The sequence below is a fragment of the Nitratireductor sp. WH36-1 genome, assembly GCF_058725515.1.
This window is the reverse complement of sequence record NZ_CM178970.1, coordinates 17,848-38,849: the sequence shown is the minus strand read 5'-3', so window position 1 is coordinate 38,849 and position 21,002 is coordinate 17,848. Positions and strand designations below refer to the sequence as shown.

At 62.1% G+C, this 21,002-nt stretch carries 19 protein-coding genes; 17 read left to right on the top strand and 2 right to left on the bottom strand.

Annotation, left to right across the window (positions count from 1 at the left end):
- Window positions 1-15: 15 nt before the first annotated feature.
- Window positions 16-132 carry a cytochrome bd-I oxidase subunit CydX gene (gene cydX / locus AC4PTT_RS00175; RefSeq protein ID WP_113153809.1) on the top strand — a complete coding sequence of 39 codons (117 nt, stop codon included), beginning with the start codon at window positions 16-18 and terminating at the stop codon, window positions 130-132.
- Between the two features lie 70 nt (window positions 133-202).
- Here the strand turns inward: cydX and AC4PTT_RS00170 are convergent, their stop codons facing one another.
- The gene (locus tag AC4PTT_RS00170; protein WP_432515783.1) at window positions 203-1,513 is read right to left on the bottom strand and encodes a mechanosensitive ion channel family protein; all 1,311 of its coding nucleotides are present in this window, start codon (window positions 1,511-1,513) and stop codon (window positions 203-205) included.
- Between the two features lie 195 nt (window positions 1,514-1,708).
- Here AC4PTT_RS00170 and AC4PTT_RS00165 point away from each other — a divergent pair, with 195 nt between their 5' ends.
- The 12 genes from AC4PTT_RS00165 to trmB all read left to right on the top strand — a co-directional run bounded on the left by AC4PTT_RS00165 (window position 1,709) and on the right by trmB (window position 14,604).
- Entirely contained in the window at window positions 1,709-3,892 is a 2,184-nt protein-coding gene (locus AC4PTT_RS00165; RefSeq protein WP_492161892.1) for a malate synthase G, read from the top strand.
- Between the two features lie 65 nt (window positions 3,893-3,957).
- Window positions 3,958-4,638 (top strand): tRNA (adenosine(37)-N6)-threonylcarbamoyltransferase complex dimerization subunit type 1 TsaB, encoded by a 681-nt coding sequence (gene tsaB, locus AC4PTT_RS00160; RefSeq protein WP_113153812.1) that lies wholly within the window; start codon window positions 3,958-3,960, stop codon window positions 4,636-4,638.
- A complete protein-coding gene (locus AC4PTT_RS00155; RefSeq protein WP_206544358.1) occupies window positions 4,638-5,120 on the top strand; it encodes a GNAT family N-acetyltransferase in 483 nt (160 codons plus the stop codon). The genes tsaB and AC4PTT_RS00155 overlap by 1 nt, the downstream gene beginning before the upstream one ends.
- Window positions 5,121-5,227: 107 nt before the next feature.
- Window positions 5,228-6,022 (top strand): lyso-ornithine lipid O-acyltransferase, encoded by a 795-nt coding sequence (gene olsA, locus AC4PTT_RS00150; RefSeq protein ID WP_492161891.1) that lies wholly within the window; start codon window positions 5,228-5,230, stop codon window positions 6,020-6,022.
- Between the two features lie 123 nt (window positions 6,023-6,145).
- Window positions 6,146-7,498: a tRNA (N6-isopentenyl adenosine(37)-C2)-methylthiotransferase MiaB gene (miaB, locus tag AC4PTT_RS00145; RefSeq protein ID WP_222474220.1), complete on the top strand. Its 1,353-nt coding sequence runs from the start codon at window positions 6,146-6,148 to the stop codon at window positions 7,496-7,498.
- 59 nt (window positions 7,499-7,557) lie between these two features.
- Window positions 7,558-8,526, top strand: a complete 969-nt coding sequence (locus tag AC4PTT_RS00140; protein ID WP_113153816.1) for a PhoH family protein — start codon at window positions 7,558-7,560, stop codon at window positions 8,524-8,526.
- Between the two features lie 13 nt (window positions 8,527-8,539).
- On the top strand, window positions 8,540-9,043 hold the full coding sequence (gene ybeY, locus AC4PTT_RS00135) for an rRNA maturation RNase YbeY (protein WP_475085063.1): 504 nt from the start codon (window positions 8,540-8,542) through the stop codon (window positions 9,041-9,043).
- 162 nt (window positions 9,044-9,205) lie between these two features.
- On the top strand, window positions 9,206-10,141 hold the full coding sequence (locus AC4PTT_RS00130; RefSeq protein WP_206544776.1) for a hemolysin family protein: 936 nt from the start codon (window positions 9,206-9,208) through the stop codon (window positions 10,139-10,141).
- Between the two features lie 123 nt (window positions 10,142-10,264).
- Complete coding sequence (gene lnt, locus AC4PTT_RS00125; RefSeq protein ID WP_492161890.1) at window positions 10,265-11,848, top strand: apolipoprotein N-acyltransferase; 1,584 nt, start codon at window positions 10,265-10,267, stop codon at window positions 11,846-11,848.
- A gap of 132 nt (window positions 11,849-11,980) precedes the next feature.
- Complete coding sequence (locus AC4PTT_RS00120; protein WP_113156121.1) at window positions 11,981-12,394, top strand: helix-turn-helix domain-containing protein; 414 nt, start codon at window positions 11,981-11,983, stop codon at window positions 12,392-12,394.
- A gap of 192 nt (window positions 12,395-12,586) precedes the next feature.
- On the top strand, window positions 12,587-13,867 hold the full coding sequence (metK, locus tag AC4PTT_RS00115; protein WP_206544362.1) for a methionine adenosyltransferase: 1,281 nt from the start codon (window positions 12,587-12,589) through the stop codon (window positions 13,865-13,867).
- A gap of 32 nt (window positions 13,868-13,899) precedes the next feature.
- Complete coding sequence (gene trmB / locus AC4PTT_RS00110) at window positions 13,900-14,604, top strand: tRNA (guanine(46)-N(7))-methyltransferase TrmB (protein WP_492161889.1); 705 nt, start codon at window positions 13,900-13,902, stop codon at window positions 14,602-14,604.
- Window positions 14,605-14,795: 191 nt separating this feature from the next.
- On the opposite strand, the gene AC4PTT_RS00105 is transcribed toward trmB, so the two are convergent.
- Window positions 14,796-14,960 carry a hypothetical protein gene (locus AC4PTT_RS00105; protein WP_204360859.1) on the bottom strand — a complete coding sequence of 55 codons (165 nt, stop codon included), beginning with the start codon at window positions 14,958-14,960 and terminating at the stop codon, window positions 14,796-14,798.
- Between the two features lie 265 nt (window positions 14,961-15,225).
- Here AC4PTT_RS00105 and rimP point away from each other — a divergent pair, with 265 nt between their 5' ends.
- From rimP to infB, 4 genes are all read left to right on the top strand, one after another.
- Complete coding sequence (rimP, locus tag AC4PTT_RS00100) at window positions 15,226-15,915, top strand: ribosome maturation factor RimP (RefSeq protein WP_206548780.1); 690 nt, start codon at window positions 15,226-15,228, stop codon at window positions 15,913-15,915.
- Window position 15,916: 1 nt separating this feature from the next.
- Window positions 15,917-17,596 carry a transcription termination factor NusA gene (nusA, locus tag AC4PTT_RS00095; RefSeq protein WP_113153821.1) on the top strand — a complete coding sequence of 560 codons (1,680 nt, stop codon included), beginning with the start codon at window positions 15,917-15,919 and terminating at the stop codon, window positions 17,594-17,596.
- Window positions 17,597-17,728: 132 nt separating this feature from the next.
- Complete coding sequence (locus tag AC4PTT_RS00090; RefSeq protein WP_113153822.1) at window positions 17,729-18,364, top strand: RNA-binding protein; 636 nt, start codon at window positions 17,729-17,731, stop codon at window positions 18,362-18,364.
- Window positions 18,361-20,964 carry a translation initiation factor IF-2 gene (gene infB, locus AC4PTT_RS00085; RefSeq protein WP_113153823.1) on the top strand — a complete coding sequence of 868 codons (2,604 nt, stop codon included), beginning with the start codon at window positions 18,361-18,363 and terminating at the stop codon, window positions 20,962-20,964. Before AC4PTT_RS00090 ends, infB begins: the two co-directional genes overlap by 4 nt.
- The last annotated feature ends 38 nt before the right edge of the window (window positions 20,965-21,002 follow it).

Sequence of the window (21,002 nt, the reverse complement as noted above, 5' to 3'; positions counted from 1 at the left end):
CAAGGAGATCAGGACATGTGGTATTTCGCATGGTTGCTCGGACTTCCCCTCGCTGCGGCTTTCGCCGTGCTGAACGCGATGTGGTACGAGCTGATGGACGATGCAGCGAAGAAGAAGGAAGCCGGAGAGTAATCTTCGCGCCCTTTGCATCACGGATGAACATCGAAACGCCGGCCCCGCGCCGGCGTTTTGCTTTTCAGGCTCAGTCCCCGGTGGCGGGTCTCGCAGGACCGGTCGGAGGCTGCTTCATGATCACCTCGCGGTGCGGATAGGGGATCTCGATGCCGTTTTCCTTCAGCGTGTCCCACAGCGCGAGCAGCACCTTGCCGCGCACATTGGTCAGGCCCTGCTGCGGGTCGCGGATCCAGAACCGCAGAACGAAGTCGAGTGAGGAATCGCCAAAACCGGTGAGCCAGCAGACGGGCCGGCGGTCGGCATCCACGCGCCCCACGCTGATCGCCGCTTCGATGGCAAGCGCGGAAACCTGATGCGGATCGGCCTCGTAGGAAACGCCGAACGGCACGTCGAGGCGCACCATCTCGTCGCTGAACGACCAGTTGATGACCTGCTGCGTGATGAAGTCCTCATTGGGGATCAGATATTCGCGCCCGTCGCGGGTGATGACGGAGACGAAACGCGCCCTCAGTTCGCGGATCCAACCGAATGTGTCGCCGAGCGTGATCGTGTCGCCCGGTTTGATGGACTTGTCGAGCAGGATGATGATGCCCGAAATGAAATTGGAGACGACCTTTTGCAGACCGAAGCCGAGGCCCACGCCAATGGCGCCGGAAAACACGGTGAGCGCCGTCAGGTCCACGCCGACGGAGGAAAGGGCGATGCCGCCGGCGGCGATCACCAGCCCGATCTTGACCAGCTTGCCGAGCAGGACGCGGATCGACGGCGTGAGTTCGTCGGAGCGCTGGACACGCTCATCGAAATAATTGCCAATGACGATGGCGAGCCAGACGGTGGCGGTGAGAAGCACTGCCGCCTTCAGAAGAACCAGCGCGCTCAGCCGCGTCTTGCCGAGCGGCAGGGCCAGCGTGTCGAGAAAGGCGGCGGCCTCGTCATTGACGCCCAGAATGACGATGGCCGCGTAGGTCCAGGCGATCCAGCCGATGGTCCGGGCAAGCAGGCGGTTGCGGATGATGCGCGAGACGACCGAGGTGAACAGCCAGGCAAGCGACAGCGACAGCGTCAGCGAGATCAGAACGGTGCGGCTTGGCCAGGTGCTGGCGCGCAGCACGGTCAGCACGATGAAAAGCAGTATGACGAAGAGAATCCAGTCCGTGCGCCGCATCAGCGCGATGATCACGCGCAGAAGCCCCTGATGCCCCTTGATGCGCCGGGCGCGGGCCTCCAGCCGGTTCTCCAGTCCCTGCGAAGAGAGCTTCGCGACAATGAACAGGATCGCAATGATTGCGAGCTGGTAGAAGGTCCAGGGGTTGGCGAGATTGATGAGCTCGGTCCGCACCCAGTTCGCAATCTCGATCAGGATATCCACGAACGCCATGGCCAACAGTAGAGCATTTTTCTTCGCTGCGGAATGCTCGCCTCCGGTGTCGGGCGGATCGGTCGTTCGGCAAAAGAGTGGCTCAACCTTGCTTCACGTTGAAACTTCTTCTCCATCCGGCGAATTGACCGCGTGACGCTGGCGTGGTGAAAGCAGTGCATCATTTCTGACATCGGGAAGAGGAGTGTCTGCCAAATGGAAAATCGCGTTGAGCTTCATGGGTTGAAGGTTGCGGAAGAGCTGCGTGATTTCGCCGTAAAAGAGGCACTGCCCGGCACGGGCATCGAGCCCGACAGGTTCTGGAAAGCGCTGGCGGAGATCGTGAACGATCTCGCCCCGAAGAACCGCGCGCTGCTGGCCAGGCGCGACGCGCTGCAGGAAAAGATCGACGCCTGGTACAGGGAAAATGGCGCGCCCGCCGATCAGGAAGCCTATCAGGCGTTCCTGCGCGAGATCGGTTATCTGCTGCCGGAAGGCGAGGCCTTCTCGGTCTCCACGGAGAATGTCGATCCGGAAATCGCCACCGTCGCCGGGCCGCAGCTCGTCGTGCCGGTGATGAATGCGCGCTATGCGCTCAACGCGGCCAATGCACGCTGGGGCTCGCTTTACGATGCGCTTTACGGCACGGACGCCATCGCCGACGATGATGGCGCGGAGAAGGGCAAGGGCTACAATCCGAAGCGCGGCGAAAAGGTCATCGCCTGGGCGCGCGCCTTCCTCGATGGCAGCGCGCCGCTCGATGGTGTTTCCTGGACGGAAATTACCGGGCTTTCGGTTGTCGACGGTCAGCTCGTGGCGAAAACCGCGGGTGGTGAAGCGCGCCTGAAGGACGCGGCGAAATTCACCGGTTATCGCGGCGCAGCCGATCAGCCGACCGCCGTTCTGCTCGCCACCAATGGCATGCATGCGGACGTCGTGATCGACCGCACGCACCCGATCGGCAAGACCGATGCGGCGGGCATTGCCGATGTGGTGCTGGAATCGGCGCTGACCACGATCCAGGATTGCGAGGATTCCGTCGCCGCCGTGGACGCGGAAGACAAAATTGTCGTCTACCGCAACTGGCTCGGCCTGATGAAAGGCGACCTCGAAGAACAGGTGACGAAGGGCGACAAGACCTTCACCCGCCGCCTGAACCCGGACCGCGAATACACCGCGCCCGATGGCGGCACGCTCACGCTGCCCGGCCGTTCGCTGATGCTGGTGCGCAATGTCGGCCACCTGATGACCAATCCGGCCATTCTCGACGCCGATGGCAATGAAGTGCCGGAAGGCATTATGGATGCGCTGTTCACCGCAGCCATCGCGCTGCACGATGTCGGCGCAGACGGTCGCCGCATGAACAGCCGCGCGGGCTCCATGTATGTGGTGAAGCCGAAGATGCACGGCCCTGAAGAAGTGGCCTTCGCGGTGGAACTGTTCGGTCGCGCCGAGGAAGCGCTCGGCATGGCGCCGAACACCATGAAAATGGGCATCATGGATGAGGAGCGCCGCACCACGATCAATCTGAAGGAGTGCATCCGCGCCGCGCGCGAGCGGGTGGTCTTCATCAACACCGGCTTCCTCGACCGCACCGGCGACGAGATCCACACCTCCATGGAAGCCGGCCCGATGATCCGCAAGGGCGACATGAAGCAGGCGGCCTGGATCGCGGCCTATGAGAACTGGAATGTCGATATCGGTCTGGAATGCGGCCTTTCCGGTCACGCACAGATCGGCAAGGGCATGTGGGCCATGCCGGATCTGATGGCGGAAATGCTGGTGCAGAAGATCGGCCATCCGAAGGCCGGTGCAAACACCGCCTGGGTGCCGTCGCCAACGGCAGCCACGCTCCACGCCACGCATTACCACACGGTTGATGTGCATGCGGTGCAGGCCGAATTGAAGAACCGCAGGCGCGCAGCGCTTTCCGATATCCTTTCGGTGCCGGTCGCCACGCGGCCCAACTGGACGCCGGAGGAAATCCAGAAGGAGCTCGACAACAACGCGCAGGGCATTCTGGGCTATGTGGTGCGCTGGATCGATCAGGGCGTCGGCTGCTCCAAGGTGCCGGACATCAACGATGTGGGCCTGATGGAAGACCGCGCAACGCTGCGGATTTCCGCACAGCACATGGCAAACTGGTTACACCATGGTGTCGCCAGCGAAGCGCAGGTGATGGAAACGATGAAGCGCATGGCGGCTGTCGTTGACCGGCAGAATGAAGGCGATCCGCTCTATCGCCCGATGGCTTCGGATTTCGATGGTTCCATCGCTTTCCAGGCGGCCTGCGACCTTGTGTTCAAGGGACGGGATCAGCCCAATGGCTACACCGAGCCGGTTCTGCATGCGCGCCGTCTTGAACTCAAGGCGGCGGACAGGGCAAATAGGGCTTCCTGACCCGCTGATGGCGCATCGGATTCGCCGGCGGTTTGAAACGAAAAGGACGCCGGGCTGACGTCTCGATGAACATTCTTGCAATCGACACTGCGGCGGCGCTCTGCGCCGCCTGCGTTTATGACACCGATAAGGACCGCGAACTCGGCCGGCATGTGCTGGATCTGGGCAAGGGACATGCGGAACATGTCATGTCCGTGATCGAGCAGACGCTTGCGAGCGCGGGCCTTGGCTATGACGCGCTTGGGGCGGTGGCCGTTTCGGTCGGGCCGGGCTCGTTCACCGGTGTGCGCGTGGGCGTTTCGGCAGCGCGCGGGCTGGCGCTGGCGCTCAAGGTTCCGGCCATCGGCGTTTCCACGCTGGAGGCGCTTGGAGCCGAGGCGCATGCAGCCATTCCCGGCCGTCCCGTTCTGGTGGCGCTGGGGCAGCGGGTGCAGAATTTGTTTGCCGCCGGTTACGACAGCGAAGGCCGCGCCGTTTTGGCGCCGGAAAGCCTGCCGGTGGAGGCGCTTGCCGAATGGGCGCTGCGCGAAAACGCCGTCGTCTATGGCGCTGCGGCGGCGCTGGTCGCCGAAGCCGCGCCATCCGCACTCGACATTCATTCTGCCGGAGCAACGGCTGACATTGCCACCTTTGCCCGTCTGGCGGCGGCCAAGGGGCCGGGCAGCGAGCCGCCCAGGCCGCTTTACCTGCGCGCGCCGGAAGCGGCTCCCCAGCAGAATTTCGCCCTGCCGCGAAAGGAAGGCTGATGGCGCTCTTTCCAAGACGGCGTGAGTTCGTCGTGCGGCCGCTGGAAGTGGCCGACAGTCTGGTTCTGGCTGACATGCATGCGGAGGGCTACGCCCGCCCGTGGAGCGATGCCGAGTTTGAATCGCTCCTCACGCAGGAGGGCGTGTTCGGTTTTGCGGTCGTGGAAGTGGGGCGCAAGCCCGGGCAGATGGCCGGCTTCGTGCTTGCGCGTCAGGCAGCGGATGAAGGCGAGATCCTCACGATACTCGTGACGCGCAGTCACAGGCGCCAGGGCCTTGGCCGGCAACTGATGGATGCGGTTCTGTTCAGGCTGCATGGCGACCGTGTGTCGGCGCTCTTCCTCGAAGTGGACGAAACCAACACAGCGGCAATCGCGCTTTACCGCCGGCTCGGTTTCCTGCAGGTGGGCGGCCGACCGGACTATTACCGCGATGCGAGCGGCAAGCGCACCAGCGCGCTGGTGATGCGCCGTGATCTTTAGACGGTTTCTGCCAGCGCGGTGTTTCCCCCCGGCGGAGAAATGCTGTAAGCGTCCATCCCTCGCAAGGGGGCCGCATTGGGCCGCAGAGAGGGGCTGATCAAGGGCTGATGTTCAGCACGTTTCGTTTCGTCATCGCGATCCTGGTGATCGCGCTCTACACGCTTCCGCTCATGGTGGTGCAGGAAATCGCGCTGCGCACACCGCTCCTCAGCGACCGCATCGTGCCGCGCCTGTGGCACCGGCTCACCCTGCGCATGCTTGGCGTTCGGGTGTGCATGGAAGGCAGCCCGGCGAAAGACCGGCCGTTGATGATCGTCGCCAACCATGTGTCATGGCTCGACATTCTGGTGCTTGGTTCGCTTGATGGCGTGCACTTCATCGCCAAGTCGGAAATGCGCAAATGGCCGATCCTCGGCACGTTCGCCAGGCAGCAGCGCTCCGTTTTTGTCGAGCGTGAGCGCCGTCGCTCCTCGCCGGAACAGGCGCGCGAGATCGCCGAACGGTTGGCCGATGGCGATCCGATGGTGCTTTTTGCCGAGGGCACGACCGGCGACGGAAACCGGGTGCTGCCCTTCAAGAGCACGCTGTTTGGCGCGGCACAACTGGCACTTGCCAGCGACAGGGCCGACAGCGTCACGCTGCAGCCGGTGGCGCTCATCTATGTGAGCAAGGGCGGGCTCCGGCTCGACCGGCGCGAGCGGGCGGCCATTTCGTGGATCGGCGACACCGACCTTCTGCCCAATCTGATCACGCTCTGGCAGTCGCGACCTATCGATATCGCTGTGCGCTATGGCGATCCGATCCCGTTTCTGGCAAAAGGCGACCGCAAGACCGTCACGCGGGAAGCCGAGGCGCAGGTGCGCGCCATGCTTACGGCAGGCTTACGCGGCACCGAAATTTGACGGATTCATCACACAGCGAAGAATCGTCTGTTTTTTGACATGCAAAAACGTTAGGAAACCGGCATGGAAGAGAATATCGCGCCGGAAATTGGCGGCACCGAAAACACTGGCAACGCATCCGAAATGCGCCCCGCCGACAAGAAGGTTTTCGTAAAAACCTACGGCTGCCAGATGAATGTCTACGATTCGCAGCGCATGTCTGATGCGCTGGCGGCGGATGGCTATGCGCCAACGGACCAGATCGAAGAGGCGGACCTCGTTCTCCTCAACACCTGCCATATCCGCGAAAAGGCGGCGGAAAAGGTGTATTCGGAGCTGGGTCGTCTGCGCGTGCTCAAGGAAGAGCGCAGCCAGGCTGGCCGCGAAACGGTGATCGGCGTTGCCGGTTGCGTTGCGCAGGCCGAGGGGCAGGAAATCCTGCGCCGCGCGCCCGCCGTCGATCTGGTGATCGGGCCGCAGACCTATCATCGCCTGCCCAAGGTGGTGAAACGCGCGCTCGGCGGTGAGAAGGTCGTCGAGACCGAATACGCCATCGAAGACAAGTTCGAGCATCTGCCGCAGCCGCAGAAGCGCGTGGTGCGCAATCGTGGCGTGACGGCGTTTCTGACCGTGCAGGAAGGCTGCGACAAGTTCTGCACCTTCTGCGTCGTGCCCTATACGCGCGGTTCGGAAGTGTCGCGACCGGTGGCGCAGATCGTTGCCGAGGCGGAGCGCCTTGCCGAGGGCGGCGTGCGCGAAGTCACGCTGCTTGGCCAGAACGTCAACGCCTGGCATGGCGAGGGCGCGGATGGCCGCGAATGGGGGCTCGGCGAGCTTCTGTTCCGGCTGGCGGAAATCCCCGGTCTTGACCGGCTTCGCTACACGACAAGCCATCCGCGCGACATGGATGATGCGCTGATCGCGGCCCATCGCGATCTGCCCAAGCTGATGCCCTATCTGCATTTGCCGGTTCAGTCGGGCTCCGACCGCATCCTCAAGGCCATGAACCGCAAGCACACGGGCGATGATTACCGCCGCCTGATCGACCGCATTCGTGCAGCGCGTCCCGATATCGCCATGTCGGGCGATTTCATCGTCGGCTTCCCCGGCGAGACGGATCAGGATTTCGAGGACACGATGCAGCTCGTGCGCGACGTGACCTATGCGCAGGCCTTTTCGTTCAAATATTCGCCGCGGCCGGGAACGCCGGGTGCGGATCTTGGCGATCAGGTGCCGGAGGCGGTCAAGGACGAGCGGCTTCAGGCGCTTCAGGCGCTGCTCATCGAGCAGCAGCGCGGTTTTGCCAAAAGCCTGATCGGTCGTGAGATGGACGTGCTTCTGGAGAAGCCCGGCCGTCAGCCCGGTCAGCGCGTCGGGCGTTCGCCATGGCTCCAGCCTGTGATTGTTGATGAAAAGGCCGGCGAAATCGGCGACATTGTTTCTGTTAGAATCACGGAAGCGGGACCGAACAGCCTGTTTGCCGAACCGGTGTTGTAAAGGAGGGGCGCTTGACCGCCAGCACTGAGTTGAAGAACCAGCCCTCCGGGGCGTCGGACATGGCGCACATCGTGCTGACCTTCGATGACAACAAGCTGGCCAGCGCCCTTTACGGGCCTTTCGACGAGAATCTGGCCCAGATCGAGCAGCGGCTTGGCGTCGACATTCGCTCCAAGGGCAATGAGCTCTCGGTGAAGGGAGACAGCGTTGCAACGGCGCAGGCGCGCCGTGCGCTCGACTATCTCTATGATCTTCTCCAGAAGGGCACGGAGCTTGCTCCATCCGACGTGGACGGGGCCGTGCGCCTCGCCATTGCCGCCGATGAGCAGCTGACCCTTCCGACGATGGAGGCAAAGGGAAAGCTCGCCGCGGCGCAGATTTCCACGCGCAAGCGCACCGTGTACGCCCGCTCGGCCAATCAGGACGCCTATATGCGCGCTCTGGAGCGTTCGGAGCTGGTGTTCGGCATCGGGCCGGCCGGCACGGGCAAGACCTTCCTTGCCGTCGCCTATGCCGCAATGCTTCTGGAGCGCGGTGTTGTGGATCGCATCATCCTCTCGCGCCCGGCGGTTGAGGCGGGTGAGCGGCTGGGCTTCCTGCCCGGCGACATGCGTGAGAAGGTCGATCCCTATCTGCGCCCGCTCTATGACGCGCTTTACGACATGATACCGGCGGAAAAGGTGGAGCGCGCGCTGGCAGCGGACGTGATCGAGATCGCGCCGCTCGCCTTCATGCGCGGCCGCACGCTGGCCAATTCGGTGGTCATCCTCGATGAGGCGCAGAACACCACGCCGATGCAGATGAAAATGTTCCTGACGCGGCTTGGCGAGAATGCGCGCATGATCGTGACCGGCGATCCGAGCCAGATCGACCTGCCGCCCAACACCAAGTCGGGCCTGGTCGAAGCACTTGAGGTTCTGGGCGACGTGCCTGGCATCGTTACGGTTCGCTTCGGAGAGAAGGATGTGGTGCGCCATCCGCTGGTGGCAGCCATTGTCCGGGCCTACGACAAGAAGACGCGGGACTGATCCGCACAAGCCGATGACTGAAGTTTCCCCTGCCGGTGATATGCCGGCAATCGACATTGAAATCACCGTTGAAGCCGGTGACTGGGCGCCTGAGGCCGCGCTTCAGGCGCTGGCCGAGCGCGCCATCGGGGCTGCGGCCGCGACAATCGCGCTTCAGCCCGACGAGAGTGGCGCGGTGAGCCTGCTGTTTACGGGCGACGCCGAGATCCGCGTTCTCAATCGCGAATGGCGCGGCAAGGACAAGCCGACCAACGTGCTTTCGTTTCCGGCCCCCGACATGATCAATCCGGGACCGGAACTGCCGCCTCTCGGCGACATCATCATCGCCCATGAAACCGTTGCGCGCGAAGCTGCGGAAGAGGCGAAAACGTTCGATCATCACCTCACCCACCTCATCATTCACGGTTTTTTGCATATCATGGGATATGATCATGAGACCGATGAAGAGGCGGAAGAGATGGAAGATCTGGAACGCAAAGCGTTGCAGACCCTTGCCATTGATGATCCCTATGCCTAACTGAAGGTCTCAATTGAACAAACGGCCATGACAGAAAACACGATGATCGCAACGGGCGACGCGCCTGGAGGCGAGACGAGATCCCCCGAGGAGGGGGAAGAGGGGTCTAGTAGACCTCCCCCGCGAAGCTCCGGAAGCCGCCTGTCCCTCTGGGAGAGAATGATGGCTGCACTTGGCATTCGAAACGGATCTTCGATCCGCGAAGACCTTGCAGACGCGCTCGACGAGCAGACCCACGACACTGCTGCCTTCTCGCCCGGCGAACGGGCGATGCTCAAGAACATCCTGAGGCTGCGCGAACTACGCGTCGAGGATGTGATGGTGCCGCGCGCCGATATCGAAGCCATCGAACTCGGCACCACGCTTGGCGAACTGCTCAACGCGTTTGAGAAGTCCGGACATTCCCGCATGCCGGTCTATGGCGAGACGCTGGATGATCCGCGCGGCATGGTGCACATTCGTGATGTGGTCAGCCACATCACCAAGACCGCGCGTGCGAAGAGAAGCCGCAGCCGCAAAACCCCGGAACCGGTGGCTTTTGACCTCGCAAAGGTGGATCTGGATCGCACGATCGGCGATCTCAGCCTTCTGCGCTCGATCCTGTTCGTCCCGCCGTCCATGCTGGCGTCCGACCTGATGGCGCGCATGCAGGCCTCCCGCACGCAGATGGCGCTCGTCATCGATGAGTATGGCGGCACCGACGGTCTCGTATCGCTGGAAGACATTGTCGAAATGGTTGTCGGCGATATCGAGGACGAGCACGATGACGACGCCCCGCTGATCGAGCAGATCGGCGAGGATGCGTTTGTCGTGGACGCCAAGGCGGAGATCGAGGACGTCGCGGAGGTGATCGGCGACGAGTTCCACGCCGAGGAGCACTCCGAGGACGTGGACACGATTGGCGGTGTGATCTTCAACACGCTGGGCCGCGTGCCCGCGCGTGGCGAAGTCGTGCAGGCCATCCCGGGCTTTGAATTCCAGGTGCTCGATGCCGATCCGCGCCGCGTCAAACGTGTCCGTATTGTACACAATCGGGCGGCTGAGCGGCGTCGGCGTGCCACGCGCGCGCCCGAAAACGGGGTGGATCAGGCCTCCTGACCACCGCGTTTACCCCCTGAAACAGGCCCTTATGCACACGAAACAGTTTGCCGAAACGGTTTCAAACCTCGGCAATCTGTAGATACTTCAGCTACGTATGATTCGTGTTGCGCGGGTGGTTTGATGGAAAGCGTCGCCGGACGGCTGATTTTGCTTAGCGGATGGCGGCGCTATTTTGTCGCACTTTTGGCCGGCGGGCTGGCTGCATTTGCGCAGCCGCCGTTTGATTTTTTCGCCGCCTGCTTTGTTTCTTTCCCGATTCTTGTCTGGCTTCTCGATGGCGCGGTTGGCGACGGTCGGGGGCTTCTGGCGCGGCTGCTACCGGCATTCAAAATCGGTTGGTGGTTCGGCTTCGGCTATTTTCTGTTCGGGCTCTGGTGGATCGGCAATGCATTGCTGGTCGAAGCAGAGAACTTTGCCTGGCTCTTGCCGTTTGCTGTCGTCGGACTGCCGGCAGTTCTTGCTGTCTTTTACGGATTGGCTGCAGCGCTTGCGCGATCATTCTGGTCGGACGGAATTTTCAGGCTCGTTGCTCTCGCCTTTGCTTTCGGCGTCATCGAATGGATTAGAAGCGTCGTCCTGACGGGCTTTCCGTGGCATGCAATTGGTTATGCCGCCATGCCGACTTTGCTGACGATGCAATCGGCTAAGCTGGTCGGATTAGCCGGGATGAATTTTCTTTCAGTCCTTGTATTTTCCATGCCCGCATTGCTTGGCACGCGACGTCATCTCTTCGTCGGAATGAGTATTGCGATTGGTCTTGTCGCTATGCATTTGGTCTATGGATACATAAGTCTTTCTACTGCCAGTGATGCCGAGAAGACCATCGCCGTTCGCATGGTCCAGCCGTCAATAATGCAGACCGAGAAATGGGACGCCGAGGAGCAGGCGCGCATCTTCGATCTGCTGCTGAGCCTGTCCCGTCAGCCTGCAATCGACGGTGCGCCAAAGCCAAGCGTCATCATCTGGCCCGAGACCGCGGTGCCTTTCCTGTTCACCGATCGCCCCGAAGCGCTGGCGGAACTGGGCGACCTTCTGGACGAGGGGCAGATGCTGATCACGGGGGCGGTGCGCTCGGAGCCGGGCGAAACGCTGGCCGCGACGCGTTACTACAATTCAGTGGTGGCGATCGGGCCGGACGGTTCGATCCTCGATGCGGTCGACAAGGTCCATCTGGTGCCGTTCGGCGAGTATGTGCCGCTCGCCAACTTGTTGAATAAGCTTGGAATTGAAGAGCTCGTGCAGTCGGCAGGGCCGTTTACCGCCGGCGGATCCCGGCACGCGATCTCGCTCAATTCGGATGTTAATGCTTTACCTTTTGTTTGCTATGAAATCATTTTTCCGTGGCTTGTCGATGGCGCTGCAGAGAAGGCGGATGTCCTTCTGAACGTCACCAATGATGCATGGTTCGGCGTGTCGCCGGGGCCCTATCAGCACTTCCGCCAGGCACGCCTGCGCGCCATCGAAAACGGCGTTCCCCTGGTGCGTTCAGCCAATTCAGGCATCTCGGCCGTGGTGGATTCAACGGGCCGTATAGTCGATGCATTCGACCTCAATGTCGTCGGTGTTATGGACGTCGCGGTCCCCCTCGATAGAAATAATCAATTTAAATTTTTAAAGCCGGGAACCAACTGGCTGTTTATCGCGTTTGGTTTTGGGTTCGTGCTTTTGATGTCAAGTATTGTTCGACGGCTGAGGGCGAATTGACATCGCCCCTTCCAGCTACGCATAGTGGATAAGCCGACTACATCGTAGTTCGATTTTCGCAGGCTTGGGGCTCTGTGAATTGGGCTTGTACGTCGGTCAATGGCAACCCCGTGCCGGATGGCGAGGGAAGTGATGAACAAAAACAAGAAAAAACCGAATCCGATCGATATTCATGTTGGTGGTCGGATCAGGCTTCGTAGAAACATGCTTGGTATGAGTCAGGAGAAACTTGGCGAGAGTCTGGGCATAACGTTTCAACAAATTCAGAAATACGAGAAGGGCACAAACCGCGTCGGCGCCAGCCGGCTTCAGGCCATTGCTTCGGTCTTAAGCGCGCCGGTGTCGTTTTTCTTTGAGGGCGCACCGGGCGAAGACACAGAGTCCGCGAAGGGCATGGGCGAGGAGAGCGCCGACTTCGTTGTAGACTTCCTCAACAGCAGCGAAGGCGTTCAGCTGAATCGTGCTTTCGTGAAAATTTCGGACCCCAAGGTCCGCCGGCGGGTCATTGACCTCGTCAAGGTTCTGGCCACCGAAAACCAGGATTGAGCCAGGCTCGATCTCATCCATTCAAACAGTTCGATGGATTGATCACGACCCAGGTGCGGGGAGTGGGCGTATGTCCACTTCCCGTTTTGACTCGTGTGACCGCCGTTTTGCTTGACGTTTGAGGCAGAGCTTGGCTAACAGGGGGCGCCTGTTGCCGGCATATTGACCGGCTTCTTCTCAGAGGGGATACCCGTGGCGCGCAAGAACTATCTCTTTACAAGTGAATCCGTTTCCGAAGGCCATCCGGACAAGGTGTGTGATCGCATCTCGGACGAGATCGTCGATCTGGTCTATCGGGAAGCCAAGAAGTGCGGCATGGATCCGTGGAAGGTCCGTGTTGCGTGCGAAACGCTGGCCACGACCAACCGCGTCGTGATCGCCGGTGAGGTTCGCGTCCCCGAGACGCTGCTCAAGCGGGACAAGCAGACCGGCGAGATCGCCACGGATTCCCAGGGCAATCCGCTGATCAACCCGTCGCGCTTCCGTTCGGCTGCGCGCCGCGCAATCCGCGCCATTGGCTATGAGCAGGACGGTTTTCACTGGAAGACCGCGAAGATCGACGTGCTGCTGCACGGCCAGTCTCCCGACATCGGCCAGGGCGTCGACAATGCCGCCGACCGTCAGGGCGAAGAAGGCGCTGGCGACCAGGGCATCATGTTCGGTTACGCCTGCCGCGAGACGCCGGACCTGATGCCGGCGCCGATCTACTATTCGCACAAGATCCTTCAGCTTCTGGCCGATGCCCGCAAGGCGGGTGAAGGCGATGCCGGCAAGCTTGGCCCGGATGCGAAGGCGCAGGTTACCGTCCGTTACGTGGATGGCATGCCCAAGGAAGTGACGGAAATCGTTCTGTCCACCCAGCATCTCGATCCTTCCTGGAACAGCGCCAAGGTGCGTGAAGTCGTCGAGCCTTACATTCATGAGGCGCTTTCTTCCGGCGGCATCGAGATTGCGGCTGACTGCAACTGGTACATCAACCCGACCGGCAAGTTCGTCATTGGCGGCCCGGACGGCGATGCAGGTCTCACCGGCCGCAAGATCATCGTCGACACCTATGGCGGCGCAGCGCCCCATGGCGGCGGCGCGTTCTCCGGCAAGGACACCACCAAGGTGGACCGTTCCGCAGCTTACGCCGCGCGTTACCTGGCGAAGAATGTCGTTGCGGCCAATCTTGCCGAGCGTTGCACCATCCAGCTTTCCTACGCCATCGGCGTTGCCCAGCCCCTGTCGGTCTATGTGGACCTGCATGGCACAGGCCGCGTCTCCGAGGAGGAGCTGGAAGTGGCAATCCGTGAGGTGATGGATCTGTCGCCGAGCGGCATTCGCCGTCATCTCGACCTGAACCGCCCGATCTACGCCAAGACCGCAGCCTATGGCCATTTCGGTCGCAAGGCAGGGCGTGACGGTTCGTTCTCCTGGGAGCGCACCGATCTGGTGAAGGCTCTCAAGCAGGCAGTCGCAAAAGCCGCTTAAGGCGGCTTTTGCTGGATTTTTCGGAACGACACATGGCTGAAGAACGGCGCACACGATCAACGGAAGCCTTTTTCGGCCGTCGTCACGGAAAGCGGCTGCGTCCCAGGCAGGACGCAGCCCTTGCCGCCCTTCTGGACGGCGCATTGATCGATCTGGGTGAGGCGGCGCCTGCCGATGTGCGGGCGCTGTTTCCCGGTTCGGTCGAAAATGTGCGGCTGGAGATCGGTTTCGGCGGTGGCGAGCACCTGCTTAGCGAGCTGGCGCGTCATCCGCAGAGCGGTTTCATCGGTGTGGAGCCCTTCGTCAACGGCATGGCCAAGCTGGCCTCGGCGGTCGATGAGGCCGGCGGCGTACCGTCCAATCTGCGGATTTACAATGATGACGCGACGGAGCTTCTGGACTGGCTTCCCGAGGCGTCCATAAGCGGGATCGATCTGCTTTATCCCGACCCGTGGCCGAAGAAGAAGCACTGGAAGCGGCGGTTCGTGAACCCGCTCAATCTGGACCGGTTCGCACGCGTGCTGAAACCCGGTGGCCGGTTCCGGTTTGCGTCCGATATCGACACCTATGTCGACTGGACCTTGCTGCACTGCGATGCGCATCCGGCTTTCACCTGGCTGGCGCAGAGTGCGGATGACTGGCGCGAGCCCTATGAAGGCTGGCCGGGAACGCGTTACGAGGCGAAAGCCATCCGTGAGGGCAGAACGCCTGCCTATCTCACTTTTCTCAGGGTCTAGGCTGGGCCATTCTCAGGCCCGTGAGCATTGTGCCGTCAGGTGGTGTCGCCTGACCGGCAGCAATTCCAGGAAAAGTGGGAACCGGTTTTCCGTCCGGAATTGCGTAAAGACAATGAGTCAGGGCATTTTCGCGTTTCAACAAAAAGCGGAAATGCTCTAGCAGAAGGTAACAGGCCTGAACGGCCGCATTCTTAACGGTTGCGCGTGGCGTAAAACTGCTCGGGATCAATGCCGAGACGGCGCAAATCGGCATCCGGTGCGCGACGGCGATTGCGGACTGCGGACGACACGGCGACCGCGCTTTCAATAACGCCGAAAAATTCACCGATTCCAGACACGAAGCTGCGTGCGGACATCTCTCTGCTCCTTCAATTGTGCGATGCAGCATAGTTAGGCCGCAGCCGGAGATTTGGGAACCGACGTTACGGCAGGGCTGCTATGCATTTGTGCGGCGCAACAATTGCGCGCCGGGTTGCCAGCAGCGCGCCGGCAAATGCAGCGCGGGCCTTGAAAAGAAGCAGCGTCTCGGCTATATGAAATTCAAATTCTTGGTCGATATGACGGAGAGTGGGTCCCGCCGGTCCCGCTCTTTTTTGTTAGATACGACCGTCCGGAGGTTGGATGACGGCAATTTCAGAAGACAGGAACGACGATGATCGGCTGATCCGCGAAAGCGGAATCGAGGCGCGCGTTGCTGCGATCATCATCCCTGTTCTTGGGGCAATCGGCTATCGTCTGGTGCGCGTCCGCATGACCGCGCAGGACGGTGCGACGCTGCAGATCATGGCCGAGCGGCCCGACGGCACGATGACCGTCGAGGATTGCGAGGAAGTCAGCCGGGCGCTTTCGCCCGTGCTTGATGTGGAAGATCCCATCGATACGGCCTATCAGCTTGAGATCTCTTCGCCGGGCATCGACCGCCCGCTGGTGCGCAAGGAAGATTTCGCTTCGGGTGAAGGGCATCTGGTCAAAATCGAAACCTCGATCCTGCTCGACGGGCGCAAGCGCTTCCGCGGCTTCATCGTCGAGAACGACGAGGAAACCGTGACGATCGAGCCGGAAACGGTCGAGGAAGATGGGGACGAGGATGTCCTCTTTGGTATCCCCTTTGAGGCGATTGCCGAGGCACGGCTTGTCCTGACGGACGATCTGGTGCGCGACGCCCTGAAGCAGGAAAAGGAAGAGCGCCGCGAGCGCAAGCGCAATCGCCGCCCTTCCGCATCGGAAAGGGCCGCGCAGCGGTCCGCCAAACAAGACGCAACTGAGCCGGCCGGGGACGAAGAACCCGGAACCCACGCCGAAGGAGAGTGATATGGCAGTCAGTGCGAACAGGCTGGAGCTTCTCCAGATCGCCGACGCGGTGGCCCGCGAGAAGTCCATCGACAAGCAGATCGTCATCGCCGCCATGGCCGATGCCATCCAGAAGGCCGCGCGGTCGCGCTATGGTCAGGAGACCAATATCCGCGCCGACATCAACCCGCAGACGGGTGAGATGAAGCTGCAGCGCCTGATGGAAGTCGTCGAGAATGTCGAAGAGCCGGCACGCGAGATTTCCATGCGCGATGCCCGCACGCGCAATCCGGACGCACAGCCCGGCGATTTCCTCGCCGAGCAGCTTCCGCCCATGGATTTCGGCCGCATCGCCGCACAGTCCGCCAAGCAGGTGATCGTGCAGAAGGTGCGCGAGGCCGAGCGCGACCGTCAGTATGACGAGTACAAGGATCGCATCGGCGAGATCGTCAACGGCACCGTCAAGCGCGTCGAATATGGCAATGTCATCGTCGATCTGGGCCGTGGCGAAGCGATCATCCGTCGCGACGAGCTGATCCCCCGCGAAATCTTCAAATATGGCGACCGCGTCCGCGCCTATGTCTATGACGTGCGGCGCGAGCAGCGCGGCCCGCAGATCTTCCTGTCGCGCACGCATCCGCAGTTCATGGCGAAGCTCTTCACCATGGAAGTGCCGGAAATCTACGACGGCATCATCGAGATCCGTTCGGTGGCCCGCGATCCGGGCTCGCGCGCGAAGATCGCGGTCATCAGCCACGATTCCTCGATCGATCCGGTCGGCGCCTGTGTGGGTATGCGTGGTAGCCGCGTTCAGGCGGTTGTCGGCGAGCTTCAGGGCGAGAAGATCGATATCATTCCGTGGAACGAGAACGCCGCTTCCTTCATCGTCAACGCACTGCAGCCGGCCGAAGTCGCCAAGGTGGTGCTGGATGAGGACGCAGAGCGCATCGAGGTTGTGGTGCCGGACGACCAGCTTTCGCTGGCCATTGGCCGCCGCGGTCAGAACGTGCGCCTGGCGTCGCAGCTCACCGGCTGGGACATCGACATCCTGACCGAGGAAGAAGAGTCGGGCCGTCGCCAGAAGGAATTCACCGAGCGTTCGTCGCTCTTCATGGATGCGCTCAACGTCGACGAGATGGTTGGCCAGGTGCTCGCTTCCGAAGGCTTCAGCAGCGTCGAGGAAGTGGCTTACGTGGACTCCGGCGAGATTGCCTCCATCGATGGCTTCGATGAGGAAACAGCCGAAGAGATCCAGATGCGCGCCCGCGAATATCTCGAGCGCATCGAGGCCGAGTTCGACGCCAAGCGCAAGGAGCTGGGCGTTGAGGACGAGCTGCGGGAGATCCCGGGCATCACCACCGCGATGATGGTTGCCGTCGGCGAAGACGACGTGAAGACCATCGAGGACTTCGCAGGCTACGCCGTCGACGATCTGGTTGGCTGGAAAGAGCGTAAGGACGGCGAGACCAAATTCGAGCCGGGCGTTCTGTCCAAGTTCGACGTTTCGCGCGCCGAGGCCGAGCAGATGGTTGTGGCCGCCCGTCTGAAGATGGGCTGGATTTCCGAGGAAGACCTCGTGACCGAGGCTGAGGAAGAGGCAGAAGCCTCTGCTGAGGTTGAGGCCGAGGCAGTGGAAGGCGCTGAAGAAGCTGCCGTCGAGGGTGCGGAAGCGCCCGAGAAGGCAGAAGGCGCAGAGGCCTGATATGATGGCTGCAGAGCGCGTGACGGTCCCCGTGACACATGCAGCGCGCTCTGCAAACCTGTTTGATCGTGGTCCTGTGGAGCCGCGCTGCGATGCGCGTTAGCAGGATGTTCTGGAGATATCGTGGAAGACATGAACGACCGCAAATGCATTGTCTCGCGCGAGGCGCGACCTGCGGAGGACCTGATCCGGTTCGTCGCGGGCCCGGACGGCATGGTCGTTCCCGATCTGAAGCGCAATCTACCGGGACGCGGGTGCTGGGTCACTGCTGACCGCGCCCATGTCGACAAGGCAGCGGAGAAGAACCTTTTCGCCCGCGCCTTGAAAACTTCGGTCAGACCGCCAGATAATCTCGGCGCTCTGGTCGATGAATTGCTCTCAAAAGCCGCTCTCGGCTCTCTTGGGCTTGCGCGCAAGGCCGGAGCCGTGGCATTGGGTGCGGCGAAGGTTGAGGCTTCGGTGCGCAGTGGCAAGGCCTATGGCGTGTTGCATGCCCGCGAAGGCTCGCATGACGGGGTTCGCAAGATCACCGCTGCCCGACGCGCGGTGGTTCATATGGGCGGACCAGCGATACCGGCTTACAAACTCTTTTCCGAAGAAGAAATGAGTTTGGCATTGGGAGCCACAAATGTGATACATGCTGCCGTGTTCGGGCGGGACGCGGGCAAGGCGGCGCTGAAACGCGTAAATGCGCTCGGGACTTTTCGAGGCGAAAGCGCGGACAAACCGGCAGCGGTTGCACTGGGCACCGCAGAGGATGTGGAATGACGGATACGAAAACCGGTGACGACAAGACGCTGAGCGTCGAGAAGAAGAAAACACTGACGCTGAAGCGGCCCTCCGTTGAGCAGGGCACCGTGCGCCAGAGCTTCTCGCATGGACGCTCCAAGTCTGTCGTCGTCGAGACGAAGAAGCGAAAGTTCTCGCGGCCTGACGAACGCGGCGAGGCGGCTCCGGCGCCGACACCCGCACCGGCCCCGACTCCGGCGGCGGCAAAGCCGAAGCCGGCTGCGCCCAAGCCTGCGCCGCAGCGCCATCGTGAGCGTCCGCGTCCGCCGCAGGGCGGCAACCGTTCCGGTGTGGTTCTGAACGAACTCTCCAAGGAAGAGCTGGAAGCGCGCCGTCGCGCCCTTCAGGATTCCAAGGTTCGTGAGGCCGAGGAGCGCAAGCGCGCTGCCGAGGACGCCAAGCGCCGGGCAGAAGAAGAAGAGCGCCGTGAGCGCGAGCGGGCAGAGTCCGCACGCCGCCAGGCCGAAGAAGAAGAGCGTCTCAAGGCCGAAGCCGAAGCGCGTCGTCGCGCAGAGGAAGAAGCCAGCCGCCGCGCACCGCCGGCTCCCGCCGCAGAGGCGACGCCCGCCCCCGCGCCGAGCGACGATGGCGACGCCCGCTCCAAGAGCAAGGGCACGCCGATCAAGCGCGCCGCGCCCAAGGTTGAGGCTCCGCGCACGCCTGCAAAGCCGCGCACCGACGATCAGCGCCGTCGTGGCAAGCTCACGCTCAATCGCGCGCTTTCCGACGATGGCGAGACGCGCGGACGTTCGCTCTCCTCGATGCGTCGCCGCCAGGAGAAGTTCAAGCGCGCCCAGCATCAGGAGCCGCGTGAGAAGATTGCCCGCGAGGTGGTTGTTCCCGAGACGATCACCATTCAGGAACTCGCCCAGCGTATGGCCGAGCGCGCCGTGGACGTGATCAAGTTCTTCATGAAGCAGGGCCAGATGTTGAAGCCCGGCGACGTGATCGACGCTGACACCGCCGAGCTGGTGGCCGAGGAGTTTGGCCACACCGTGAAGCGCGTTGCCGAGTCCGATGTGGAAGAGGGCCTCTTCAACATTGAGGACAAGACCGAGGACCTGAAGTCGCGTCCGCCGGTCGTGACCATCATGGGCCACGTCGACCACGGCAAGACCTCGCTTCTCGACGCGATCCGCAAGGCGAACGTCGTTTCGGGCGAAGCCGGTGGCATCACCCAGCATATCGGCGCATACCAGGTCGAGCAGGACGGTCAGAAGATCACCTTCATCGATACGCCCGGTCACGCCGCCTTTACCGCGATGCGCGCCCGTGGTGCGGAAGCCACCGACATCGCCATCCTCGTGGTGGCGGCTGACGACAGCGTGATGCCGCAGACCATCGAGTCCATCAATCACGCCAAGGCTGCCGGCGTTCCGATCATTGTTGCCATCAACAAGGTCGACAAGCCGGAAGCAGACCCGAACAAGGTCCGCACCGAGCTGCTGCAGCACGAGGTGTTCGTGGAATCCATGGGTGGTGAAGTCCTCGATGTCGAGGTCTCCGCCGTCAAGGGAACCAACCTCGACAAGCTGCTCGAAGCCGTTCTGCTGCAGTCCGAGGTTCTGGAACTCAAGGCCAACCCGGATCGCTCCGCCGAAGGCGTCGTCATCGAAGCCAAGCTCGACCGCGGTCGTGGCTCGGTCGCCACCGTGCTGGTGCAGGCCGGCACGCTCAAGACCGGCGACATCATTGTTGCCGGCAATGAGTGGGGCCGTGTGCGTGCGCTGATCGACGATCATGGCGACCAGGTGAAGGAAGCTCCGCCCTCCATGCCGGTTGAGGTTCTGGGGCTTCAGGGCCCGCCGCAGGCCGGTGACCGCATTGCGGTTGTCGAGAGCGAAGCCCGCGCCCGCGAGATCTCCGAATACCGCCAGCGTCTGGCGCGCGAGAAGTCCGTTGCCCGCCAGGCGGGTCAGCGCGGTTCGCTCGAGCAGATGATGTCGCAGCTGCAGGACACGGGCCTGAAAGAGTTCCCGCTCATCGTCAAGGGCGACGTGCAGGGCTCCATCGAAGCCATTGCCGGCGCGCTCGACAAGCTGGGCACCGACGAGGTTCGCGCACGCATCGTTCACTCGGGTGCCGGCGCGATCACGGAAAGCGACGTGTCGCTGGCCGAGACCTCGGGCGCCGCGATCATCGGCTTCAACGTTCGCGCCAACAAGCAGGCGCGCGACGCAGCCGAGGATGCAGGCATCGAGATCCGCTACTACAACATCATCTACGACCTCGTGGATGACATCAAAGCGGCCATGTCCGGCCTTCTGTCGCCGGAGCGTCGCGAGACCTTCCTCGGCAACGCCGAGATCCTGGAAACCTTCAACGTCACGAAGGTCGGCAAGGTTGCCGGTTGCCGTGTCACCGAAGGCAAGGTCGAGCGTGGCGCCGGCGTGCGTCTCATCCGCGACAGCGTGGTGATCCACGAAGGCAAGCTGAAGACGCTCAAGCGCTTCAAGGACGAGGTTTCCGAAGTGCCTGCCGGTCAGGAATGCGGCATGGCGTTCGAGAACTACGAAGACATTCGCCCCGGCGATGTCATCGAGGCCTATCGCGTCGAGATGGTCACGCGCTCGCTCTAGGTCGTCGTGCGTCCATCCGGACGCACAAAGGACGATCC